The organism is Pseudomonas yamanorum (genome assembly GCF_900105735.1).
Taxonomy (GTDB): domain Bacteria; phylum Pseudomonadota; class Gammaproteobacteria; order Pseudomonadales; family Pseudomonadaceae; genus Aquipseudomonas; species Aquipseudomonas yamanorum.
Genome location: NZ_LT629793.1, coordinates 3,257,062 through 3,275,951, shown reverse-complemented (window position 1 = coordinate 3,275,951; position 18,890 = coordinate 3,257,062). Strand labels below are relative to the sequence as shown.

General features: G+C 58.4%; 4 protein-coding genes. 2 read left to right on the top strand and 2 right to left on the bottom strand.

The annotated features are described in order from the left end of the window. Window positions 1–148: 148 nt before the first annotated feature. The gene (gene lapG, locus BLU46_RS15385) at window positions 149–841 is read left to right on the top strand and encodes a cysteine protease LapG (RefSeq protein WP_026078039.1); all 693 of its coding nucleotides are present in this window, start codon (window positions 149–151) and stop codon (window positions 839–841) included. A gap of 14 nt (window positions 842–855) precedes the next feature. Further along, the gene (gene lapD / locus BLU46_RS15380; protein ID WP_063033674.1) at window positions 856–2,802 is read left to right on the top strand and encodes a cyclic di-GMP receptor LapD; all 1,947 of its coding nucleotides are present in this window, start codon (window positions 856–858) and stop codon (window positions 2,800–2,802) included. A gap of 42 nt (window positions 2,803–2,844) precedes the next feature. Here the strand turns inward: lapD and BLU46_RS15375 are convergent, their stop codons facing one another. Next, window positions 2,845–3,183 (bottom strand): hypothetical protein, encoded by a 339-nt coding sequence (locus BLU46_RS15375; protein ID WP_017478018.1) that lies wholly within the window; start codon window positions 3,181–3,183, stop codon window positions 2,845–2,847. Window positions 3,184–3,331: 148 nt separating this feature from the next. Next, window positions 3,332–18,592, bottom strand: a complete 15,261-nt coding sequence (locus BLU46_RS15370; RefSeq protein ID WP_093203167.1) for a retention module-containing protein — start codon at window positions 18,590–18,592, stop codon at window positions 3,332–3,334. Window positions 18,593–18,890: the final 298 nt, after the last annotated feature.

Here is an 18,890-nt window from a genome sequence, read left to right as displayed (position 1 = left end):
TTTTTGACCCACATTTCTTGCTTGCTGCGTCTTACGATCGCGATGGAAAAGTGGGTGCTGTTGCGGTGATTGCACCGTGCCATTGTTTTTTACCATTCGAACCTTCACCATCCAACGCTACTCCGTCTTCTTCTACGGATTGAACGCTTTGGCGGTACGTTTTATTCCCCCTTGGGTCCTGCGCTGGCTTTTTTCGGTGCTGCTGCTGGCTGGCTTATTGCCTGGCGGGTTGCATGCCGATTGGGATTTCTCCCAGATCAGTCGCAAAGCGACGGCACTGTACGGCCCGTTGGGAGAAGGGCAACAGCGCATTGACGCCTGGCAACGGTTGTTGGCGACGCAGAAGCAAGTCAGCGAGCAGGAGCAGCTTAAGGTAGTCAACCTGTTCTTCAACAAGCAAATGCATTATGTGGAAGACATCGACCTGTGGCATCAGGTGGACTATTGGGAAACCCCCATCGAAGCCCTGTGGAAGGGCGCCGGGGATTGCGAAGACTATGCAATCGCCAAGTATTTCAGCTTGCGTCATCTGGGCGTCGCCAGCGACAAATTGCGCATTACCTACGTCAAGGCGTTGCGTCAGAATCGCGCCCACATGGTCTTGACCTATTACTCGACGCCGGACGCGATGCCGCTGGTGCTCGACAGCCTGACCGATGAAATCCAGCCCGCAAGCCAGCGTACCGACTTGCTGCCTGTCTATTCCTTCAATGCTGAAGGCTTATGGTTGCCGGGCGCCAAGGGCGACAAAAAAGTCGGTGACACCAAACGCTTGTCACGCTGGCAGGATGTGTTGAAAAAAATGCGTGCGGAAGGCTTTCCAGCCGAGCCTGCCAACTAGGAGTACCTGTACAGATGTCTCTGTTCAAACAGCTTTTGATCGCTATCTGTCTGTTTTTGGTGGTCGCCTTCAGCGGCAGCTTCATGGTGAGCCTGGAAAGCTCGCGCACCCAATATGTCAACCAGTTGCGCTCCCATGCGCAGGACGCCGCGACCGCATTGGCGCTGTCGCTGACCCCCAACATTGATGACCCGGCGATGGTGGAGTTGCTGGTCAGCTCGATCTTCGACAGCGGCTACTACGCCAGCATCCGCGTGGTGGACCTGAAGAATGACCAGGTCATTGTCGAACGCAACGGTACTCCCGACAGCGATGGGGTGCCCAAATGGTTCGTCAACCTGATCGGCCTGGAGCCGGCGGGTGGCGACGCCCTGGTCAACCGTGGCTGGGAGCAGGCGGCACGGGTCGAGGTGGTCAGCCATCCGATGTTCGCCCTGGCCAAGCTCTGGCGAAGCGCGCTTGGCAGCCTTGGCTGGCTGTTGCTGTGTGGCGCTGTCAGCGCTGTGCTGGGAGCCCTGTTACTGCGCCGACAATTGAAGCCCTTGGACTACATGGTCAAACAGTCCCATGCGATTGCCCGCCGGGAATTCTTGAGCTTGCCTGAACTGCCGCGCACCCCGGAGTTACGTCGTGTGGTGCAGGCGATGAACCAGATGGTGGAGAAACTCAAGGCCCTGTTTCAGGAGCAAGCCGAGCGCAGTGAAAGGCTGCGAGTCGAGTCATACCAGGACAACCTCACCGGCCTGGCTAACCGGCGCTATTTCGAGATGCAACTCAACGCCCGGGTGAGTAATCCGGAGGAGACCAACTCCGGTTATTTGCTGCTTCTGCGGGTCAAGGACCTGGCCGGGCTCAACCAGCGCCTGGGCGGCCAGCGCACCGACCAATTGCTGCAGGCGGTGGGCGAGCAATTGTTGCGTCAGTGCGAGCCGTACCCGGAAACCCACAACCTGGTCACCCGGATCCGCGGCGGTGAGTTTGCCGTGCTGGCGCCGGGGCTGGTTCGCGAAGAGGCGTTGCAGCTGGCGCAAAACCTGGAAAACGTCCTGCTTAGCCTGCAAGCCACGGGTGCCAGCGATGTCACGCCGGTCGCTTACATCGGCCTGGCACCGTTCAACCATGGCGACGCACCGCAAGCTGTGCTGACACTGGCCGACCAGGCCCTGGCCCAGGCGGAGACCCAGGGGGACACCGGTTGGGTGTGCCTGGACCATAGCGCGACGGTCAGTGTTGGCGATGACCATCATGCCTGGCATACCTTGCTCGACCGTGCGTTGACCGAGCAACGTTTTCAGCTGTATTTCCAGCCGGTGGTTGCCAGCCACGACCCGCAGATGGTGCTGCACTACAAAGTGCTGTCACGCCTGCAGGACGACCAAGGGCAGACGATTGCGGCGGGGCGCTTCCTGCCATGGCTTGAGCGCTTCGGCTGGTCGGCGCGCCTTGACCGCATGATGCTGGAGCTGGTGTTCAAGCAGATGGCCGGCCACACCGAATCCCTCGCGCTGAACCTGTCGGCCGCGACCTTTGCCGACCCTCAAGCCCTGAATCGAGTGTTCGAGTTATTGCGCCAACACTCCAATCTTGGCCCACGGCTGACCCTGGAAATCGGCGAAGAGCAACTGCCGGAACAAGCGGTGCTTGAGCAATTGACCCACCGCCTGCGCGAGCTCAATTTCTCCTTGAGCCTGCAGCGTTTCGGCGGGCGCTTCAGCATGATCGGCAACCTGGCGCGCCTGGGCCTGGCCTACCTGAAGATTGACGGCAGCTACATTCGCGACATCGACAAAGAGAGCGACAAACGCCTGTTTATCGAAGCCATCCAGCGTGCCGCACACAGCATTGACCTGCCACTGATCGCTGAGCGTGTGGAGACTGAGGGTGAGTTGGCGGTGATCAGCGCGATGGGTATTTTCGGCGTGCAGGGGCAGTTGTTTGGCGAGCCGGCGCCCTGGAAGTAATGCGAGTCGCCGCTGCTGAGGCAGCGGCTACTGTATGGGGCCTCAGATCAGCCCGGTTTCTTCATCGTTGATCAAGCTGTTCAGCCCGCCGAGTGCTTCCCGCGCCTGGTTGCGATCCAACAGTTTGGCCTGGGCCGCCGGCGGCAGGTCGGTGACGCGAATCACGCCCTTGCTGGTCAACACCTGGATCAAGTCATCCAGAACCCGAATCATCTCCAGGTCGCTTTGCTTGAGCTGATTCAGGCTGGTCTCTACGAGCGTGTTGGCATACCACGCCTGAATCTCATGGTGATCGGCCGGCAGCGTTTCCGTTGACTCGGCGAAGGCCGCGGCCTCTACGCGAATCAGCCCGCCGTGGGCATCACGTTGCACATAAAACATAACAATCCCTCAGCAATGAAGCCCGCAGCCATCAACGCAGGCTAACGGTGGGTAATGGGCGCGAGTATGCGGTGCAACCGTCCCACAGAGCCAGTGACGAGCCGTTAATGTACATCGGCCGCCGCTTGGGCGGCCGATGAACGCAGGCTTAGGCGGTGTGATCGATCTTGATGGTCGGGTCGGCACCGCTGATCAGCGAGTTGATGCTGGTGTGGGACCAGTCGTTGCCTTCCAGCTTGATGGTGACATCCGCGTTGGCCAGGCCGCCGGCCTTGTTCAGGTTACCTTCGGTACTGACTTGCAGCGTCGAGACGCCTTCCACTGTGGTGATCTTGAGGTAGTTGTCGATGGTGCTGTCGCTCTCACCTTTCAACAGATCCCGCAGGTCAATCCGGTCACCGTCCGCGGCCTTGAAGTCCTTGATCACGTCGTTGCCCAAGTCGCCAGCCTTCCACACGAACAAATCAGCACCGGCACCACCCACAAGGATGTCGTTGCCCGGACCGCCGATCAACGTGTCGTTGCCGGTGCCGCCCAGCAGGATGTCATTGCCCTTGCCACCATCGAGGTAATCGTTGCCGCCCTGACCGAACAGGATGTCGTCGCCAGCGCCGCCCAGCAGCGTGTCGTTCCCGTCCTTGGCGCCGGACACATCAAAGTCGGCGTAGTGTTCGGTCACGTACTGATGCACGTTCGACGTGGTGACGGCCGTGACGGCCATTCCGGTTTTCTGTGCGACGAAGGCCTGCAGCGCGTTGTAGCCCTCGCCGGTGATCCCGCTGAAGCTCACCAGGTCACCGAAGATGATGTCATTGCCATCGCCACCGTTGATGGTGTCAGAGCCCGGCAAGGTCGCCTCGGTGTGGCCCAGGATAGCGTTGGCCAAGTCCTTCGGATCGATGTTGCTCTGTGGCTTGCCGTCCGAGTCGTATGGCTTGAGGTCATTCAGGCTGACCCCGCTGTTGATGCCAATGGCCTCCACGCTGGACAAGCCGCTGAGCAATGCAAACCCGCTGCCGGCATTGCTGGTCGTCGCAGAGCTGGTGCTGCTACCGCTGCCGTCCAGGTACGAGACCTCATAGGTGCCGTCGCCTTGGGCATGCACGGTGCCGATGACGCCGCTGTCGTACCAGCTGCCGTTCCAGTTCTGCATCCACTTGTGAACCTGACCGGCGCTGTCGATCAGTTGCAGCTTGCTGCTGCCGACGGTGATCGAGAACGCGTTGCCCAACTGATAGTTGTTGGTGTTGATGTAGTCATCCAGCCGGCCATCGGTGGTGTTGTAGTTGTAGAAGTCGGTGACCACCGGATTGGTTTGTTCGCCGTTCTGGAAGTACGTCGGCTGGCCGTCAGTGATGAAGTAAGTCAGGTTGGTCGCGCCGGTATTGCCGGTCGCCAGGTTGCTCTGGAAGAAGTTGGCGGTGGCCTTGAACACATCTTCATAGTTGGTGCCGCCACCGGAGACCATCGAATCCAGCACGCCCTTGAGTATCGCCAGCGCGTTTGGATCGTTCAGGTTAATCGCCACCGATTTATTGACCTGGGTATCGAAGTCCGCCACGAAGATATTCACGGTGCCCGATGTGTTGGCGCCGAGGCTGTTTTTCAGTGAGCTGAACACCGAGGTCAGCGACGCCTTGGCAGCGTTGACCGAATCGGTGCTCATGCTGCCGGAGCTGTCGACCATGAACGCGATGTTGTAGTTCTTGCCTTGCACCACGTTCAGGCCACCGATGTCCGCGACCACGATGTCATTGCCATCGGTGCCGGTGATGTTGTCGCTGCCCGACGTTGCGGTGATCGAGTTGTAGTTCGCCGGGTAAATCGTGACCGGCAACTGCGCGGTGGTAACGGCCGAGCCGCCCAGGCTTTCAGTCGAGGTCGAGGTCACCGTCAGGTTGAACTGGCCGCTGTAGTAGGTCGGTGGCTTGATGGTCAGGGTGCTCAAGTCCCAGCCCGTTACGTTCACTTCACCTGTGCTCGCGCCGGCGCTATAGGTATGCCCGGCACCATCGGTGAGTACCGAGCCCGCCGGAATCCCGCTGATCTTCACGCTCAGGCTTTCCGAACCGTCGGTATCGGTCAGGCTGGTAGTGACCTTGGACAGGTGCACCGAGCCGTTCTCCAGGCCTTCGTTGAGCTTGTAGCCGGTGTAGTAACCGTCGCCGTTGCTGCCGTGCAGGTCGGACAGCGTTACGCCGGCATTGATCAGGTCGCTGACGCCGGTGTAGAGCGGTATGCCGCTGGTGTTCAGGGGCTGGACCGCACCGTTGCCGATTTGCACGTTGACGTTATAGCTGCCAGGTCCGGACTGGTTGGCGTGGTAGATCTCGATGCTGTAGTAGCCGCTGACGGTCGGGGTGATCGAGCCGCTGAACTTGCCGCTGTTGGTGCCCCACAGCGCGCTCGCTACGTCTTTGCCGCCAACGTTGACCACCAGGCTGTCATCGCCGGTGCCGCTGAAGGTGTAGCTCTTCCCGGCTTCCATGTAGATCAGGCCGGAAGTCTTGGAGCCAGAGCCCCCCGCAACGTTCGCTTCAGACACGACAGTGGTCACGGTGGTGCTGGTGTTCGGCGTGCCGGCGTTATCAATCGCGTTTTTCAGGTCTGCCGGTGCAGCGCCGTTGCCGCTGGTGCCCAGGTTCGCAATGCTGTTCCAGCTTTGCTTGGTCAGGCCCACGGAGTTCACGGCGTTGTCTGCCACCGTCAGGTTCGGTGCATCGGCCACAGGGGTGATATCGACTTTCACTGTCGCGGCAGTGCCCAGATCCTTGCCATCGGTTGGCTGGAATTTGAACTGCGCATAGTCAGCCTGTTTATTGCCGATGCCAGTACCGCCGTAACCATCGGTCCCGGACTCGTTGGCATTGGGCGTAAAGCGCAATTGGCCGGCGTCGATCTGGGCCTTGGTAAAGGTCTGGCCGCTGGTGACGTTGGACCAGGTCACCCCGTCCGCTGCCAGGAACTGCAATTTGCCAGCGACCGGCAGCTCGGTGATTTTCACCCCGAGGCTCGCTTGTGGCGAGTCGACGTCAGTCACGCCGAAGTTCGACCAGGCCAGGGCCAGCGGCGTGTCTTCGGTACCCGTGACGGCGCTGCCGGTAGCGACCGGCGCATCGTTGACGGCCACCACGTTGACAGTGGCGGTGGCAACGTTGGAGTAGTTACCGCCATCGGTCACCGTCACGGTAATGATCCGCGGCGTGGTGCTCGGGTCATGGCTGTTGTTGGTGAACGTGATGTTCTGGATCCGCGTCATGTAATCGGCCAGCGTCGCGGTGCCCGACAGCGTCAGGGTGATGGTGCCCGTCTGGTTGTTGGAGTTGATCGTGATGCCGTTGACGCTATTGCCCAGGTTCAGCGCGTCGCCCACTTGCGCGTTGGTCAGGGTGACGGTGGCGCCGGTCAGCATCGTGCTGTCCGGGTCGGTGATCTTGATGTCGGTGTCAGCAATCGACACACCCGGCCCGGTGGTGCCCTCGGTGAACGTCACCTTGTAATCCGCACCGGTGGCGCCGCTGGAATTGTTGGCGTCCAGGTCGATGACCGGCGGGGCGTCGTTATCGATGATATTGGTGCTGATGCTGCCATTGGTGCCGCTGATCGCCAGCTTCTCGAAGTTGCCACCGGAAGTCTTGTCGATGGTGATCACCAGCGTTTCGGTAGGCTCGGTCAGCTTGTCGTCAAGGGTGTTCACGTTAAAGGTTGCACTGCTGGCGCCAGCCGGGATCTTCACGGTGTAGATGCCGTTGAAGTCCGAACCGTCGGTGGCCGTGCCGCTGTATTTCAGCGTGACGGTCACGTCAGTGGCCGCCGGGTTGCTCAGCGTGAGGGTGTAGTGGGCTGTCTGGCCCTCGTTCACCGAAGCATCGCCAGTGATGCTGATCGTGGTGGTGTCGATCGAGTCAGTGATGGTGGTGACAGCGGGATGGCTGTTATCCGGAACCAGTTTCTCGAAGTTGCCGCCAGTGGCCGTGGTGATGGTCGTGCTAACGGTTGAGCCGTTGTTGTAGACGTCGTTGGGTGGGGTCTGGAAGACCACAGTGCCGGTGGTTTTGCCGGAATCAATGGTGATCACTTGGCCGTTGGACAGGGTCACGGTCACCGGGGCGTGAGCGACGTTGCTCAAGGTCGCGGTGTAAGTGATCTGGCCGCCTTCGGTAATGGCAGTGTTGGCCGTCGACAGCGCAACCGTCGTGGTGTCGATCGAATCGGTAATCGTGGTGGTCGGCGGATTGGTGTTGTCCGGGACCAGTTTCTCGAAGTTGCCGCCAGTGGCTGTGGTGATAGTCGTGCTGACGGTGGAACCGTTGTTGTAGACGTCGTTAGCCGGAGTCTGGAAGACCACGGTGCCGGTGGTTTTACCGGAATCGATAGTGATCACCTGGCCGTTGGACAAGGTCACGGTCACCGGGGCGTGAGCGACGTTGCTCAAGGTCGCGGTGTAGGTGATCTGGCCGCCTTCAGTAATGGCGGTGTCAGTGGTGCTCAACTTAACGGTCGTGGTGTCGATCGAGTCGGTGATGGTGGTGACAGCTGGGTGGCTGTTATCCGGGACTAGCTTCTCGAAGTTGCCACCAGTGGCTGTGCTGATGGTGGTGCTGACGGTTGAGCCGTTGTTGTAGACGTCGTTGGGGGGCGTCTGGAAGACCACGGTACCGGTAGTTTTACCGGAGTCGATAGTGATCACCTGGCCGTTGGACAAGGTCACGGTGACCGGGGCGTGAGCGACGTTGCTCAAGGTCGCGGTGTAGGTGATCTGGCCGCCTTCAGTGATCGCGGTGTTGGCCGTCGACAGGGTAACGGTGGTGGTGTCGATCGAATCCGAAATGACAGTGGTCGGCGGGTTGGTGTTATCCGGAACCAGTTTCTCGAAGTTGCCGCCAGTGGCTGTGGTGATAGTCGTGCTGACGGTGGAACCGTTGTTGTAGACGTCGTTAGCCGGAGTCTGGAAGACCACGGTACCGGTGGTTTTACCGGAATCGATAGTGATCACCTGGCCGTTGGACAAGGTCACGGTCACCGGGGCGTGAGCGACGTTGCTCAAAGTCGCGGTGTAGGTGATCTGGCCGCCTTCAGTAATGGCGGTGTCAGTGGTGCTCAACTTAACGGTCGTGGTGTCGATCGAGTCGGTGATGGTGGTGACAGCTGGGTGGCTGTTATCCGGAACCAGCTTCTCGAAGTTGCCGCCAGTGGCTGTGGTGATGGTTGTGCTGACGGTGGAACCGTTGTTGTAAACGTCGTTGGCTGGCGTTTGGAAAACCACAGTGCCGGTGGTTTTACCGGCATCAATGGTAATCACCTGGCCGTTGGACAAGGTCACGGTGACCGGCGCATGCGCTTCATTCGAAAGCGTGGCGGTGTAGGTGATCTGGCCGCCTTCGGTGATGGCTGTATCGGTGGTGCTCAACTTAACGGTCGTGGTGTCGATCGAGTCGGTGATGGTGGTCACCGCTGGATGGCTGTTATCCGGAACCAATTTTTCGAAGTTGCCGCCAGTGGCCGTCGTAATGGTGGTGCTGACGGTGGAACCGTTGTTGTAAACGTCGTTGGCTGGCGTTTGGAAAACCACAGTGCCGGTGGTTTTGCCGGAATCAATGGTAATCACCTGGCCGTTGGACAGGGTCACGGTAACCGGCGCATGCGCTTCATTCGAAAGCGTGGCGGTGTAGGTGATCTGGCCGCCTTCGGTGATGGCTGTATCGGTGGTGCTCAACTTAACGGTCGTGGTGTCGATCGAGTCGGTGATGGTGGTCACCGCTGGATGGCTGTTATCCGGAACCAGTTTCTCGAAGTTGCCGCCAGTGGCCGTCGTAATGGTGGTGCTGACGGTGGAACCGTTGTTGTAAACGTCGTTGGCTGGCGTCTGGAAAACCACAGTGCCGGTGGTTTTTCCGGAATCAATGGTGATCACCTGGCCGTTGGACAGGGTCACGGTGACCGGGGCGTGAGCGACGTTGGTCAACGTCGCGGTGTACGTGATCTGCCCACCTTCGGTGATCGCAGTGTCGTTTGTCGACAGCGTCACGGTGGTGGTATCGATCGAGTCGGTAATCGTGGTGGTCGGCGGATTAGTATTATCCGGGACCAGCTTCTCGAAGTTGCCACCCGTTGCGGTGGTGATGGTCGTGCTGACCGTCGAACCGTTGTTGTAAACGTCGTTGGCGGGCGTTTGGAAGACCACGGTACCGGTGGTTTTGCCCGTGTCGATGGTAATGACCTGGCCGTTGGACAGCGTCACGGTCACTGGCGCATGAGCTTCGTTGCTCAAGGTCGCGGTGTAGGTGATCTGACCGCCTTCGGTAATGGCGGTGTCGGTGGTGCTCAACTTAACGGTCGTGGTGTCGATCGAGTCGGTGATGGTGGTAACCGCTGGATGGCTGTTGTCCGGAACCAGCTTCTCGAAGTTGCCGCCAGTGGCCGTGCTGATGGTGGTGCTAACGGTGGAACCGTTGTTGTAGACGTCATTGACCGGCGTTTGGAAAACCACGGTGCCCGTGGTTTTACCTGCGTCGATGGTGATGACCTGGCCGTTGGACAGGGTCACGGTCACCGGCGCATGCGCTTCATTCGAAAGCGTTGCCGTGTAGGTGATCTGGCCGCCTTCAGTGATCGCAGTGTCGTTAGTCGACAAGGTCACAGTGGTGGTGTCGATCGAGTCCGAAATGACGGTAGTCGGCGGATTGGTGTTATCCGGAACCAACTTCTCGAAGTTGCCGCCAGTAGCGGTGGTGATCGTGGTGCTGACGGTGGAACCGTTGTTGTAAACGTCATTGACCGGCGTTTGGAAAACCACGGTGCCCGTGGTTTTACCGGCATCAATGGTAATGACCTGGCCGTTAGACAGCGTCACGGTGACCGGGGCGTGAGCTTCGTTGCTCAAGGTCGCGGTGTAAGTGATCTGACCGCCTTCGGTGATTGCGGTATCGGTGGTCGACAGCGTTACCGTGGTGGTGTCGATCGAATCCGAAATGACGGTGGTTGGCGGATTGGTGTTGTCCGGAACCAGCTTCTCGAAGTTGCCGCCAGTGGCCGTGCTGATGGTGGTGCTAACGGTGGAACCGTTGTTGTAGACGTCATTGACCGGAGTCTGGAAAACCACAGTGCCGGTGGTTTTACCGGCATCAATGGTAATGACCTGGCCGTTAGACAGCGTCACGGTGACCGGGGCGTGAGCTTCGTTGCTCAAGGTCGCGGTGTAAGTGATCTGACCGCCTTCGGTGATTGCGGTATCGGTGGTCGACAGCGTTACCGTGGTGGTGTCGATCGAATCCGAAATGACGGTGGTTGGCGGATTGGTGTTGTCCGGAACCAGCTTCTCGAAGTTGCCGCCAGTGGCCGTGCTGATGGTGGTGCTAACGGTGGAACCGTTGTTGTAGACGTCATTGACCGGAGTCTGGAAAACCACAGTGCCGGTGGTTTTACCGGCATCAATGGTAATGACCTGGCCGTTAGACAGCGTCACGGTGACCGGGGCGTGAGCTTCGTTGCTCAAGGTCGCGGTGTAAGTGATCTGACCGCCTTCGGTGATCGCAGTGTCGGTGGTCGACAGCGTCACAGTGGTGGTGTCGATCGAATCCGAAATGACGGTGGTTGGCGGATTGGTGTTATCCGGAACCAGCTTCTCGAAGTTGCCACCAGTCGCGGCTGTGATCGTGGTGCTAACGGTGGAACCGTTGTTGTAGACGTCATTGACCGGCGTTTGGAAAACCACAGTGCCGGTAGTTTTGCCGGCATCAATGGTGATGACCTGGCCGTTGGACAGGGTCACGGTGACCGGCGCGTGAGCCTCGTTGCTCAAGGTCGCGGTGTAGGTGATCTGACCGCCTTCGGTAATGGCGGTGTCGGTGGTGCTCAACTTAACGGTCGTGGTATCGATCGAGTCGGTGATGGTGGTAACCGCTGGATGGCTGTTATCCGGAACCAGTTTCTCGAAGTTGCCGCCAGTAGCGGTGCTGATGGTGGTGCTGACCGTCGACCCGTTGTTGTAAACATCGTTGGCTGGCGTTTGGAAAACCACGGTGCCCGTGGTTTTGCCTGCGTCAATGGTAATAACTTGGCCGTTGGACAGCGTCACGGTCACTGGCGCATGCGCTTCATTCGAAAGCGTGGCGGTGTAGGTGATCTGGCCGCCTTCGGTGATGGCAGTGTCGGTGGTCGACAGCGTCACAGTGGTGGTGTCGATCGAATCCGAAATGACGGTGGTTGGCGGATTGGTGTTGTCCGGAACCAGCTTCTCGAAGTTGCCGCCAGTGGCCGTGCTGATGGTGGTGCTAACGGTGGAACCGTTGTTGTAGACGTCATTGACCGGAGTCTGGAAAACCACAGTGCCAGTGGTTTTTCCCGCGTCGATAGTGATCACCTGGCCGTTGGACAGTGTCACGGTCACTGGAGCATGAGCTTCGTTGCTCAATGTCGCGGTGTAGGTGATCTGACCGCCTTCGGTGATGGCAGTGTCGGTGGTCGACAGCGTCACAGTGGTGGTGTCGATCGAATCCGAAATGACGGTGGTTGGCGGATTGGTGTTGTCCGGAACCAGCTTCTCGAAGTTGCCACCAGTGGCCGTCGTAATGGTGGTGCTAACGGTGGAACCGTTGTTGTAGACGTCATTGACCGGCGTTTGGAAAACAACGGTACCTGTGGTTTTTCCCGCGTCGATGGTAATGACCTGGCCGTTGGACAGCGTCACGGTGACCGGGGCGTGAGCTTCGTTGCTCAAGGTCGCGGTGTAGGTGATCTGACCGCCTTCGGTGATGGCAGTGTCGGTGGTGCTCAACTTAACGGTCGTGGTGTCGATCGAGTCGGTGATGGTGGTAACCGCTGGATGGCTGTTGTCCGGAACCAGCTTCTCGAAGTTGCCGCCAGTGGCCGTGCTGATGGTGGTGCTAACGGTGGAACCGTTGTTGTAGACGTCATTGACCGGCGTTTGGAAAACCACGGTGCCCGTGGTTTTACCTGCGTCGATGGTGATGACCTGGCCGTTGGACAGGGTCACGGTCACCGGCGCATGCGCTTCATTCGAAAGCGTTGCCGTGTAGGTGATCTGGCCGCCTTCAGTGATCGCAGTGTCGTTAGTCGACAAGGTCACAGTGGTGGTGTCGATCGAGTCCGAAATGACGGTAGTCGGCGGATTGGTGTTATCCGGAACCAACTTCTCGAAGTTGCCGCCAGTAGCGGTGGTGATCGTGGTGCTGACGGTGGAACCGTTGTTGTAAACGTCATTGACCGGCGTTTGGAAAACCACGGTGCCCGTGGTTTTACCGGCATCAATGGTAATGACCTGGCCGTTAGACAGCGTCACGGTGACCGGGGCGTGAGCTTCGTTGCTCAAGGTCGCGGTGTAAGTGATCTGACCGCCTTCGGTGATTGCGGTATCGGTGGTCGACAGCGTTACCGTGGTGGTGTCGATCGAATCCGAAATGACGGTGGTTGGCGGATTGGTGTTGTCCGGAACCAGCTTCTCGAAGTTGCCGCCAGTGGCCGTGCTGATGGTGGTGCTAACGGTGGAACCGTTGTTGTAGACGTCATTGACCGGAGTCTGGAAAACCACAGTGCCGGTGGTTTTACCGGCATCAATGGTAATGACCTGGCCGTTAGACAGGGTCACGGTTACCGGCGCGTGAGCCTCGTTGCTCAAGGTCGCGGTGTAGGTGATCTGACCGCCTTCAGTGATCGCAGTGTCGTTAGTCGACAAGGTCACGGTGGTGGTGTCGATCGAGTCCGAGATAACAGTGGTCGGCGGATTGGTATTGTCCGGAACCAACTTCTCAAAGTTACCGCCAGTAGCCGCAGTAATCGTGGTGCTTACGGTGGAACCGTTGTTGTAGACGTCGTTGACCGGAGTCTGGAAAACCACGGTACCGGTGGTTTTACCTGCGTCGATGGTGATGACCTGTCCGTTGGACAGGGTCACGGTCACTGGCGCATGCGCTTCATTCGAAAGCGTGGCGGTGTAAGTGATCTGACCGCCTTCGGTGATCGCAGTGTCGTTAGTCGACAAGATCACAGTGGTGGTGTCGATCGAGTCCGAAATGACGGTAGTCGGCGGATTGGTATTGTCTGGGACCAACTTCTCGAAGTTGCCACCAGTGGCCGTCGTAATGGTGGTGCTAACGGTCGAGCCGTTGTTGTAGACGTCGTTGACCGGTGTCTGGAAAACCACGGTGCCCGTGGTTTTACCCGCGTCGATGGTGATGACCTGGCCGTTGGACAGTGTCACGGTCACTGGAGCATGAGCTTCGTTGCTCAATGTCGCGGTGTAGGTGATCTGGCCGCCTTCATTGATCGCAGTGTCGGTGGTCGACAGCGTCACCGTCGTGGTGTCGATTGAATCGGAGATAACAGTGGTCGGTGGATTGGTATTGTCCGGGACCAGCTTCTCGAAGTTGCCACCGGTAGCGGTGGTGATCGTGGTGCTAACGGTGGAACCGTTGTTGTAGACGTCGTTGACTGGCGTTTGGAAAACCACGGTGCCCGTGGTTTTACCTGCGTCGATGGTGATGACCTGGCCGTTAGACAGAGTCACGGTCACCGGCGCATGCGCTTCATTCGAAAGCGTAGCGGTGTATGTGATCTGACCCCCTTCGGTGATCGCAGTGTCGTTGGTCGACAGCGTCACGGTGGTGGTGTCGATCGAATCGGAGATAACAGTGGTCGGCGGATTGGTATTGTCCGGAACCAGCTTTTCGAAGTTGCCGCCAGTGGCCGTCGTGATTGTGGTGCTGACGGTGGAACCGTTGTTGTAGACGTCGTTGACCGGAGTCTGGAAAACCACGGTGCCCGTGGTTTTGCCTGCGTCAATGGTAATAACTTGGCCGTTAGACAGAGTCACGGTCACTGGCGCATGAGCTTCGTTGCTCAAGGTCGCGGTGTAGGTGATCTGCCCACCTTCAGTGATCGCAGTGTCGTTGGTCGACAAGGTCACGGTAGTGGTGTCGATCGAATCCGAGATAACAGTGGTCGGCGGATTTGTATTGTCTGGGACAAGTTTCTCGAAGTTGCCGCCAGTGGCCGTCGTGATTGTGGTGCTAACGGTCGAACCGTTGTTGTAAACGTCATTGACCGGGGTCTGGAAAACTACGGTACCGGTGGTTTTACCGGCATCAATGGTGATCACCTGTCCGTTGGACAAGGTCACGGTCACCGGCGCATGCGCTTCATTAGAAAGCGTGGCGGTGTAAGTGATCTGACCGCCTTCAGTGATCGCAGTGTCGTTAGTCGACAAGGTCACGGTGGTGGTGTCGATCGAGTCCGAGATAACAGTGGTCGGCGGATTGGTATTGTCCGGGACCAACTTCTCGAAGTTGCCACCGGTAGCGGTGGTGATAGTGGTGTTGACGGTGGAACCGTTGTTGTAGACGTCGTTGACCGGAGTCTGGAAAACCACGGTGCCCGTGGTTTTGCCTGCGTCAATGGTAATAACTTGGCCGTTAGACAGAGTCACGGTTACCGGCGCATGCGCTTCATTCGAAAGCGTGGCGGTGTAAGTGATCTGACCGCCTTCAGTGATTGCGGTGTCGTTAGTCGACAAGGTCACGGTGGTGGTGTCGATCGAGTCGGTAATCGTGGTGGTTGGCGGATTGGTGTTATCCGGAACCAACTTCTCGAAATTACCGCCAGTAGCCGCCGTAATCGTGGTGCTAACGGTGGAACCGTTGTTGTAGACATCGTTGACGGGGGTTTGGAAAACCACAGTGCCGGTGGTTTTACCGGCATCAATGGTGATCACCTGGCCGTTGGACAGGGTCACGGTCACCGGCGCGTGAGCTTCATTCGAAAGCGTCGCGGTGTAGGTGATTTGACCGCCTTCAGTGATCGCTGTGTCGTTAGTCGACAAGGTCACGGTGGTGGTATCGATCGAATCCGAAATAACGGTGGTTGGCGGATTGGTATTGTCCGGGACCAGCTTCTCGAAGTTGCCACCCGTTGCGGTGGTGATCGTGGTGCTAACGGTCGAGCCGTTGTTGTAAACGTCGTTGACCGGAGTCTGGAAAACCACAGTGCCGGTGGTTTTACCGGCATCAATGGTGATCACCTGGCCGTTGGACAGGGTCACGGTCACCGGCGCATGCGCTTCATTAGAAAGCGTGGCGGTGTAAGTGATCTGGCCACCTTCATTGATCGCAGTGTCGGTGGTCGACAGCGTCACCGTCGTGGTGTCGATTGAATCGGAGATAACAGTGGTCGGTGGATTGGTATTGTCCGGGACCAGCTTCTCGAAGTTGCCACCGGTGGCCGTCGTGATTGTGGTGCTGACGGTGGAACCGTTGTTGTAGACGTCGTTGACCGGAGTCTGGAAAACCACGGTGCCCGTGGTTTTGCCTGCGTCAATGGTAATAACTTGGCCGTTAGACAGAGTCACGGTCACTGGCGCATGAGCTTCGTTGCTCAAGGTCGCGGTGTAGGTGATCTGCCCACCTTCAGTGATCGCAGTGTCGTTGGTCGACAAGGTCACGGTAGTGGTGTCGATCGAATCCGAGATAACAGTGGTCGGCGGATTTGTATTGTCTGGGACCAACTTCTCGAAGTTGCCACCGGTAGCGGTGGTGATCGTGGTGCTAACGGTGGAACCGTTGTTGTAGACATCGTTGACGGGGGTTTGGAAAACCACAGTGCCGGTGGTTTTACCGGCATCAATGGTGATCACCTGGCCGTTGGACAGGGTCACGGTCACCGGCGCATGCGCTTCATCCGAAAGCGTCGCGGTGTAAGTGATTTGACCGCCTTCAGTGATCGCAGTGTCGTTAGTCGACAAGGTCACGGTGGTGGTGTCGATCGAGTCCGAGATAACAGTGGTCGGCGGATTGGTATTGTCCGGGACCAACTTCTCGAAGTTGCCACCGGTAGCGGTGGTGATAGTGGTGCTGACGGTGGAACCGTTGTTGTAGACGTCGTTGACCGGAGTCTGGAAAACCACGGTGCCCGTGGTTTTGCCTGCGTCAATGGTAATAACTTGGCCGTTAGACAGAGTCACGGTTACCGGCGCATGCGCTTCATTCGAAAGCGTGGCGGTGTAAGTGATCTGTCCGCCTTCAGTGATTGCGGTGTCGTTAGTCGACAAGGTCACGGTGGTGGTATCGATCGAATCCGAAATAACGGTGGTTGGCGGATTGGTGTTATCCGGAACCAACTTCTCGAAATTACCGCCAGTAGCCGCCGTAATCGTGGTGCTAACGGTGGAACCGTTGTTGTAGACATCGTTGACGGGGGTTTGGAAAACCACAGTGCCGGTGGTTTTACCGGCATCAATGGTGATCACCTGGCCGTTGGACAGGGTCACGGTCACCGGCGCGTGAGCTTCATTCGAAAGCGTCGCGGTGTAAGTGATTTGACCGCCTTCAGTGATCGCTGTGTCGTTAGTCGACAAGGTCACGGTGGTGGTATCGATCGAATCCGAAATAACGGTGGTTGGCGGATTGGTATTGTCCGGGACCAGCTTCTCGAAGTTGCCACCCGTTGCGGTGGTGATCGTGGTGCTAACGGTCGAGCCGTTGTTGTAAACGTCGTTGACCGGAGTCTGGAAAACCACAGTGCCGGTGGTTTTACCGGCATCAATGGTGATCACCTGTCCGTTGGACAAGGTCACGGTCACCGGCGCATGCGCTTCATTAGAAAGCGTGGCGGTGTAAGTGATCTGACCCCCTTCAGTGATCGCAGTGTCGTTAGTCGACAAGGTCACGGTGGTGGTGTCGATCGAGTCCGAGATAACAGTGGTCGGCGGATTGGTATTGTCCGGGACCAACTTCTCGAAGTTGCCACCGGTAGCGGTGGTGATAGTGGTGTTGACGGTGGAACCGTTGTTGTAGACGTCGTTGACCGGAGTCTGGAAAACCACGGTGCCCGTGGTTTTGCCTGCGTCAATGGTAATAACTTGGCCGTTAGACAGAGTCACGGTCACCGGCGCATGCGCTTCATTCGAAAGCGTGGCGGTGTAAGTGATCTGACCGCCTTCAGTGATCGCTGTGTCGTTAGTCGACAGCGTTACCGTCGTGGTATCGATCGAGTCGGTGATCGTAGTCACCGCTGGCGTAGTGCTCGGCACCAGGTTCTCAAAATTACCGCCAGTCGCCGCCGTAATGGTCGTGCTAACCGTCGAGCCGTTGTTGTAAACGTCATTGGCTGGCGTATCGACGACAACCGTCCCGGTGGACTTCCCGGCTTCAATGGTAATCACCGAGCCATTGCTCAAAGTGACGGTCACCGGCGTCTGCGCTGGGTTGGTCAGGGTCGCGGTGTAAGTGATCTGACCGCCTTCGGTCACGGTATTACCGGCTGTCAGCGTGACAGTGGTGGTATCGATCGAATCGGTAATGGTGGTAACCGCTGGCGTAGTCGCCGGCACCAGGTTCTCGAAGTTACCCCCGGTAGCCCCGGTAATCGTGGTGCTGATGGTCGAGCCGTTGTTGTAAACATCATTGGCTGGCGTATCGACCACGACCGTCCCGGTGGACTTCCCGGCTTCAATGGTAATCACCGAGCCATTGCTCAAAGTGACAGTCACCGGCGTCTGCGCGGGGTTGGTCAGGGTAGCGGTGTAAGTGATCTGACCGCCTTCGGTCACGGTATTACCGGCTGTCAGCGTGACAGTGGTGGTGTCGACGGTGTCGGTGATTTGGGTCACCGCCGGCGCGGGGTCGGTGGTCAGCACCAGGTTGTTGCCACCGGTGGTGCCGGTGACGGTGACGCTGATTTGGCTTGCATCGATGTACGGGGTGTCGTTGGGTGCCAGGGGCACATTCACGGTGCCCGTCAATTGGCCGGCCGGGATGGTGATCACCGCGCCATTGGACAGGGTGATGCTCAGGTCGCTGGTGGGCGCCTGCGTCACCGTGGCGGTGTAGGTCAGCACGCCGCCCGCTTCGGTGATGGTCGGGGTCGCGCCCAGGGTCAGCGTGGAGGCTTGCAGCACCAGGCCGCCCGCGTCGCTCGCCTGTGCGCCCGCGTTCTGGGTCAGGGCCGAGGTGGTCACACCCAGGCCGGCTGTTGGGAAGCCAATGGTCGGCGCGACGCTGGCCGCCGTTGCATCCAGCACCACGAAACTATGGCCGCCACCCGCTGCGCCCGTGCCGGCCGCAGTCGGCCCTGCTGCGGTAGCTTCCAGGTCGGTGGTCGGGTCGGCGCCGGCAGCGATGGCTTGCTGCAGCTCGGCAACCGACGGCGCGGCCTGGGCAGTGGCTTGGGCCAGGTCGAGGCTGGAGTCCGGCGTATCGGCGCTCCACTGGGTTTCACGGCCCAGGTCCAGTGTGCGGCCGTCGGCCAGCTCCAGGCTAACGGCGCCCGAGAGGCCGGTGTCTACCTGATCCCCTGCGAACAGTCGGTCGCCTTCGACAAGTACACGTCTGACTCCTTCTGGAGAAATGACGAAAACTTGGCCAACAATGCTTTTGACGATGGCAACAACACTGCTCATTGAAGATTTCTCCGGCGATCCGTTCGGGTAACTTCCATAGACCTGAGCACTAGTTAGCGTCAGTTTGGAGGTGCTTGGACTTTTTGACAGGTGATTCGTCAATAATTTGGCTATATTTTTTCGGAATTAACTTTATGCCAAACTATTGACCTTATGGCCGCCATCCTAAACAATCGCCCCACTAATGTCACATTGATATTTATGCGGCGAACCGTCCTACATGTGTGAACCAGTTCCGATTTTGAACTTTCCGACGTACGGTCATTACGGTTGCCATTTTCCGACACAGCGACTCGAT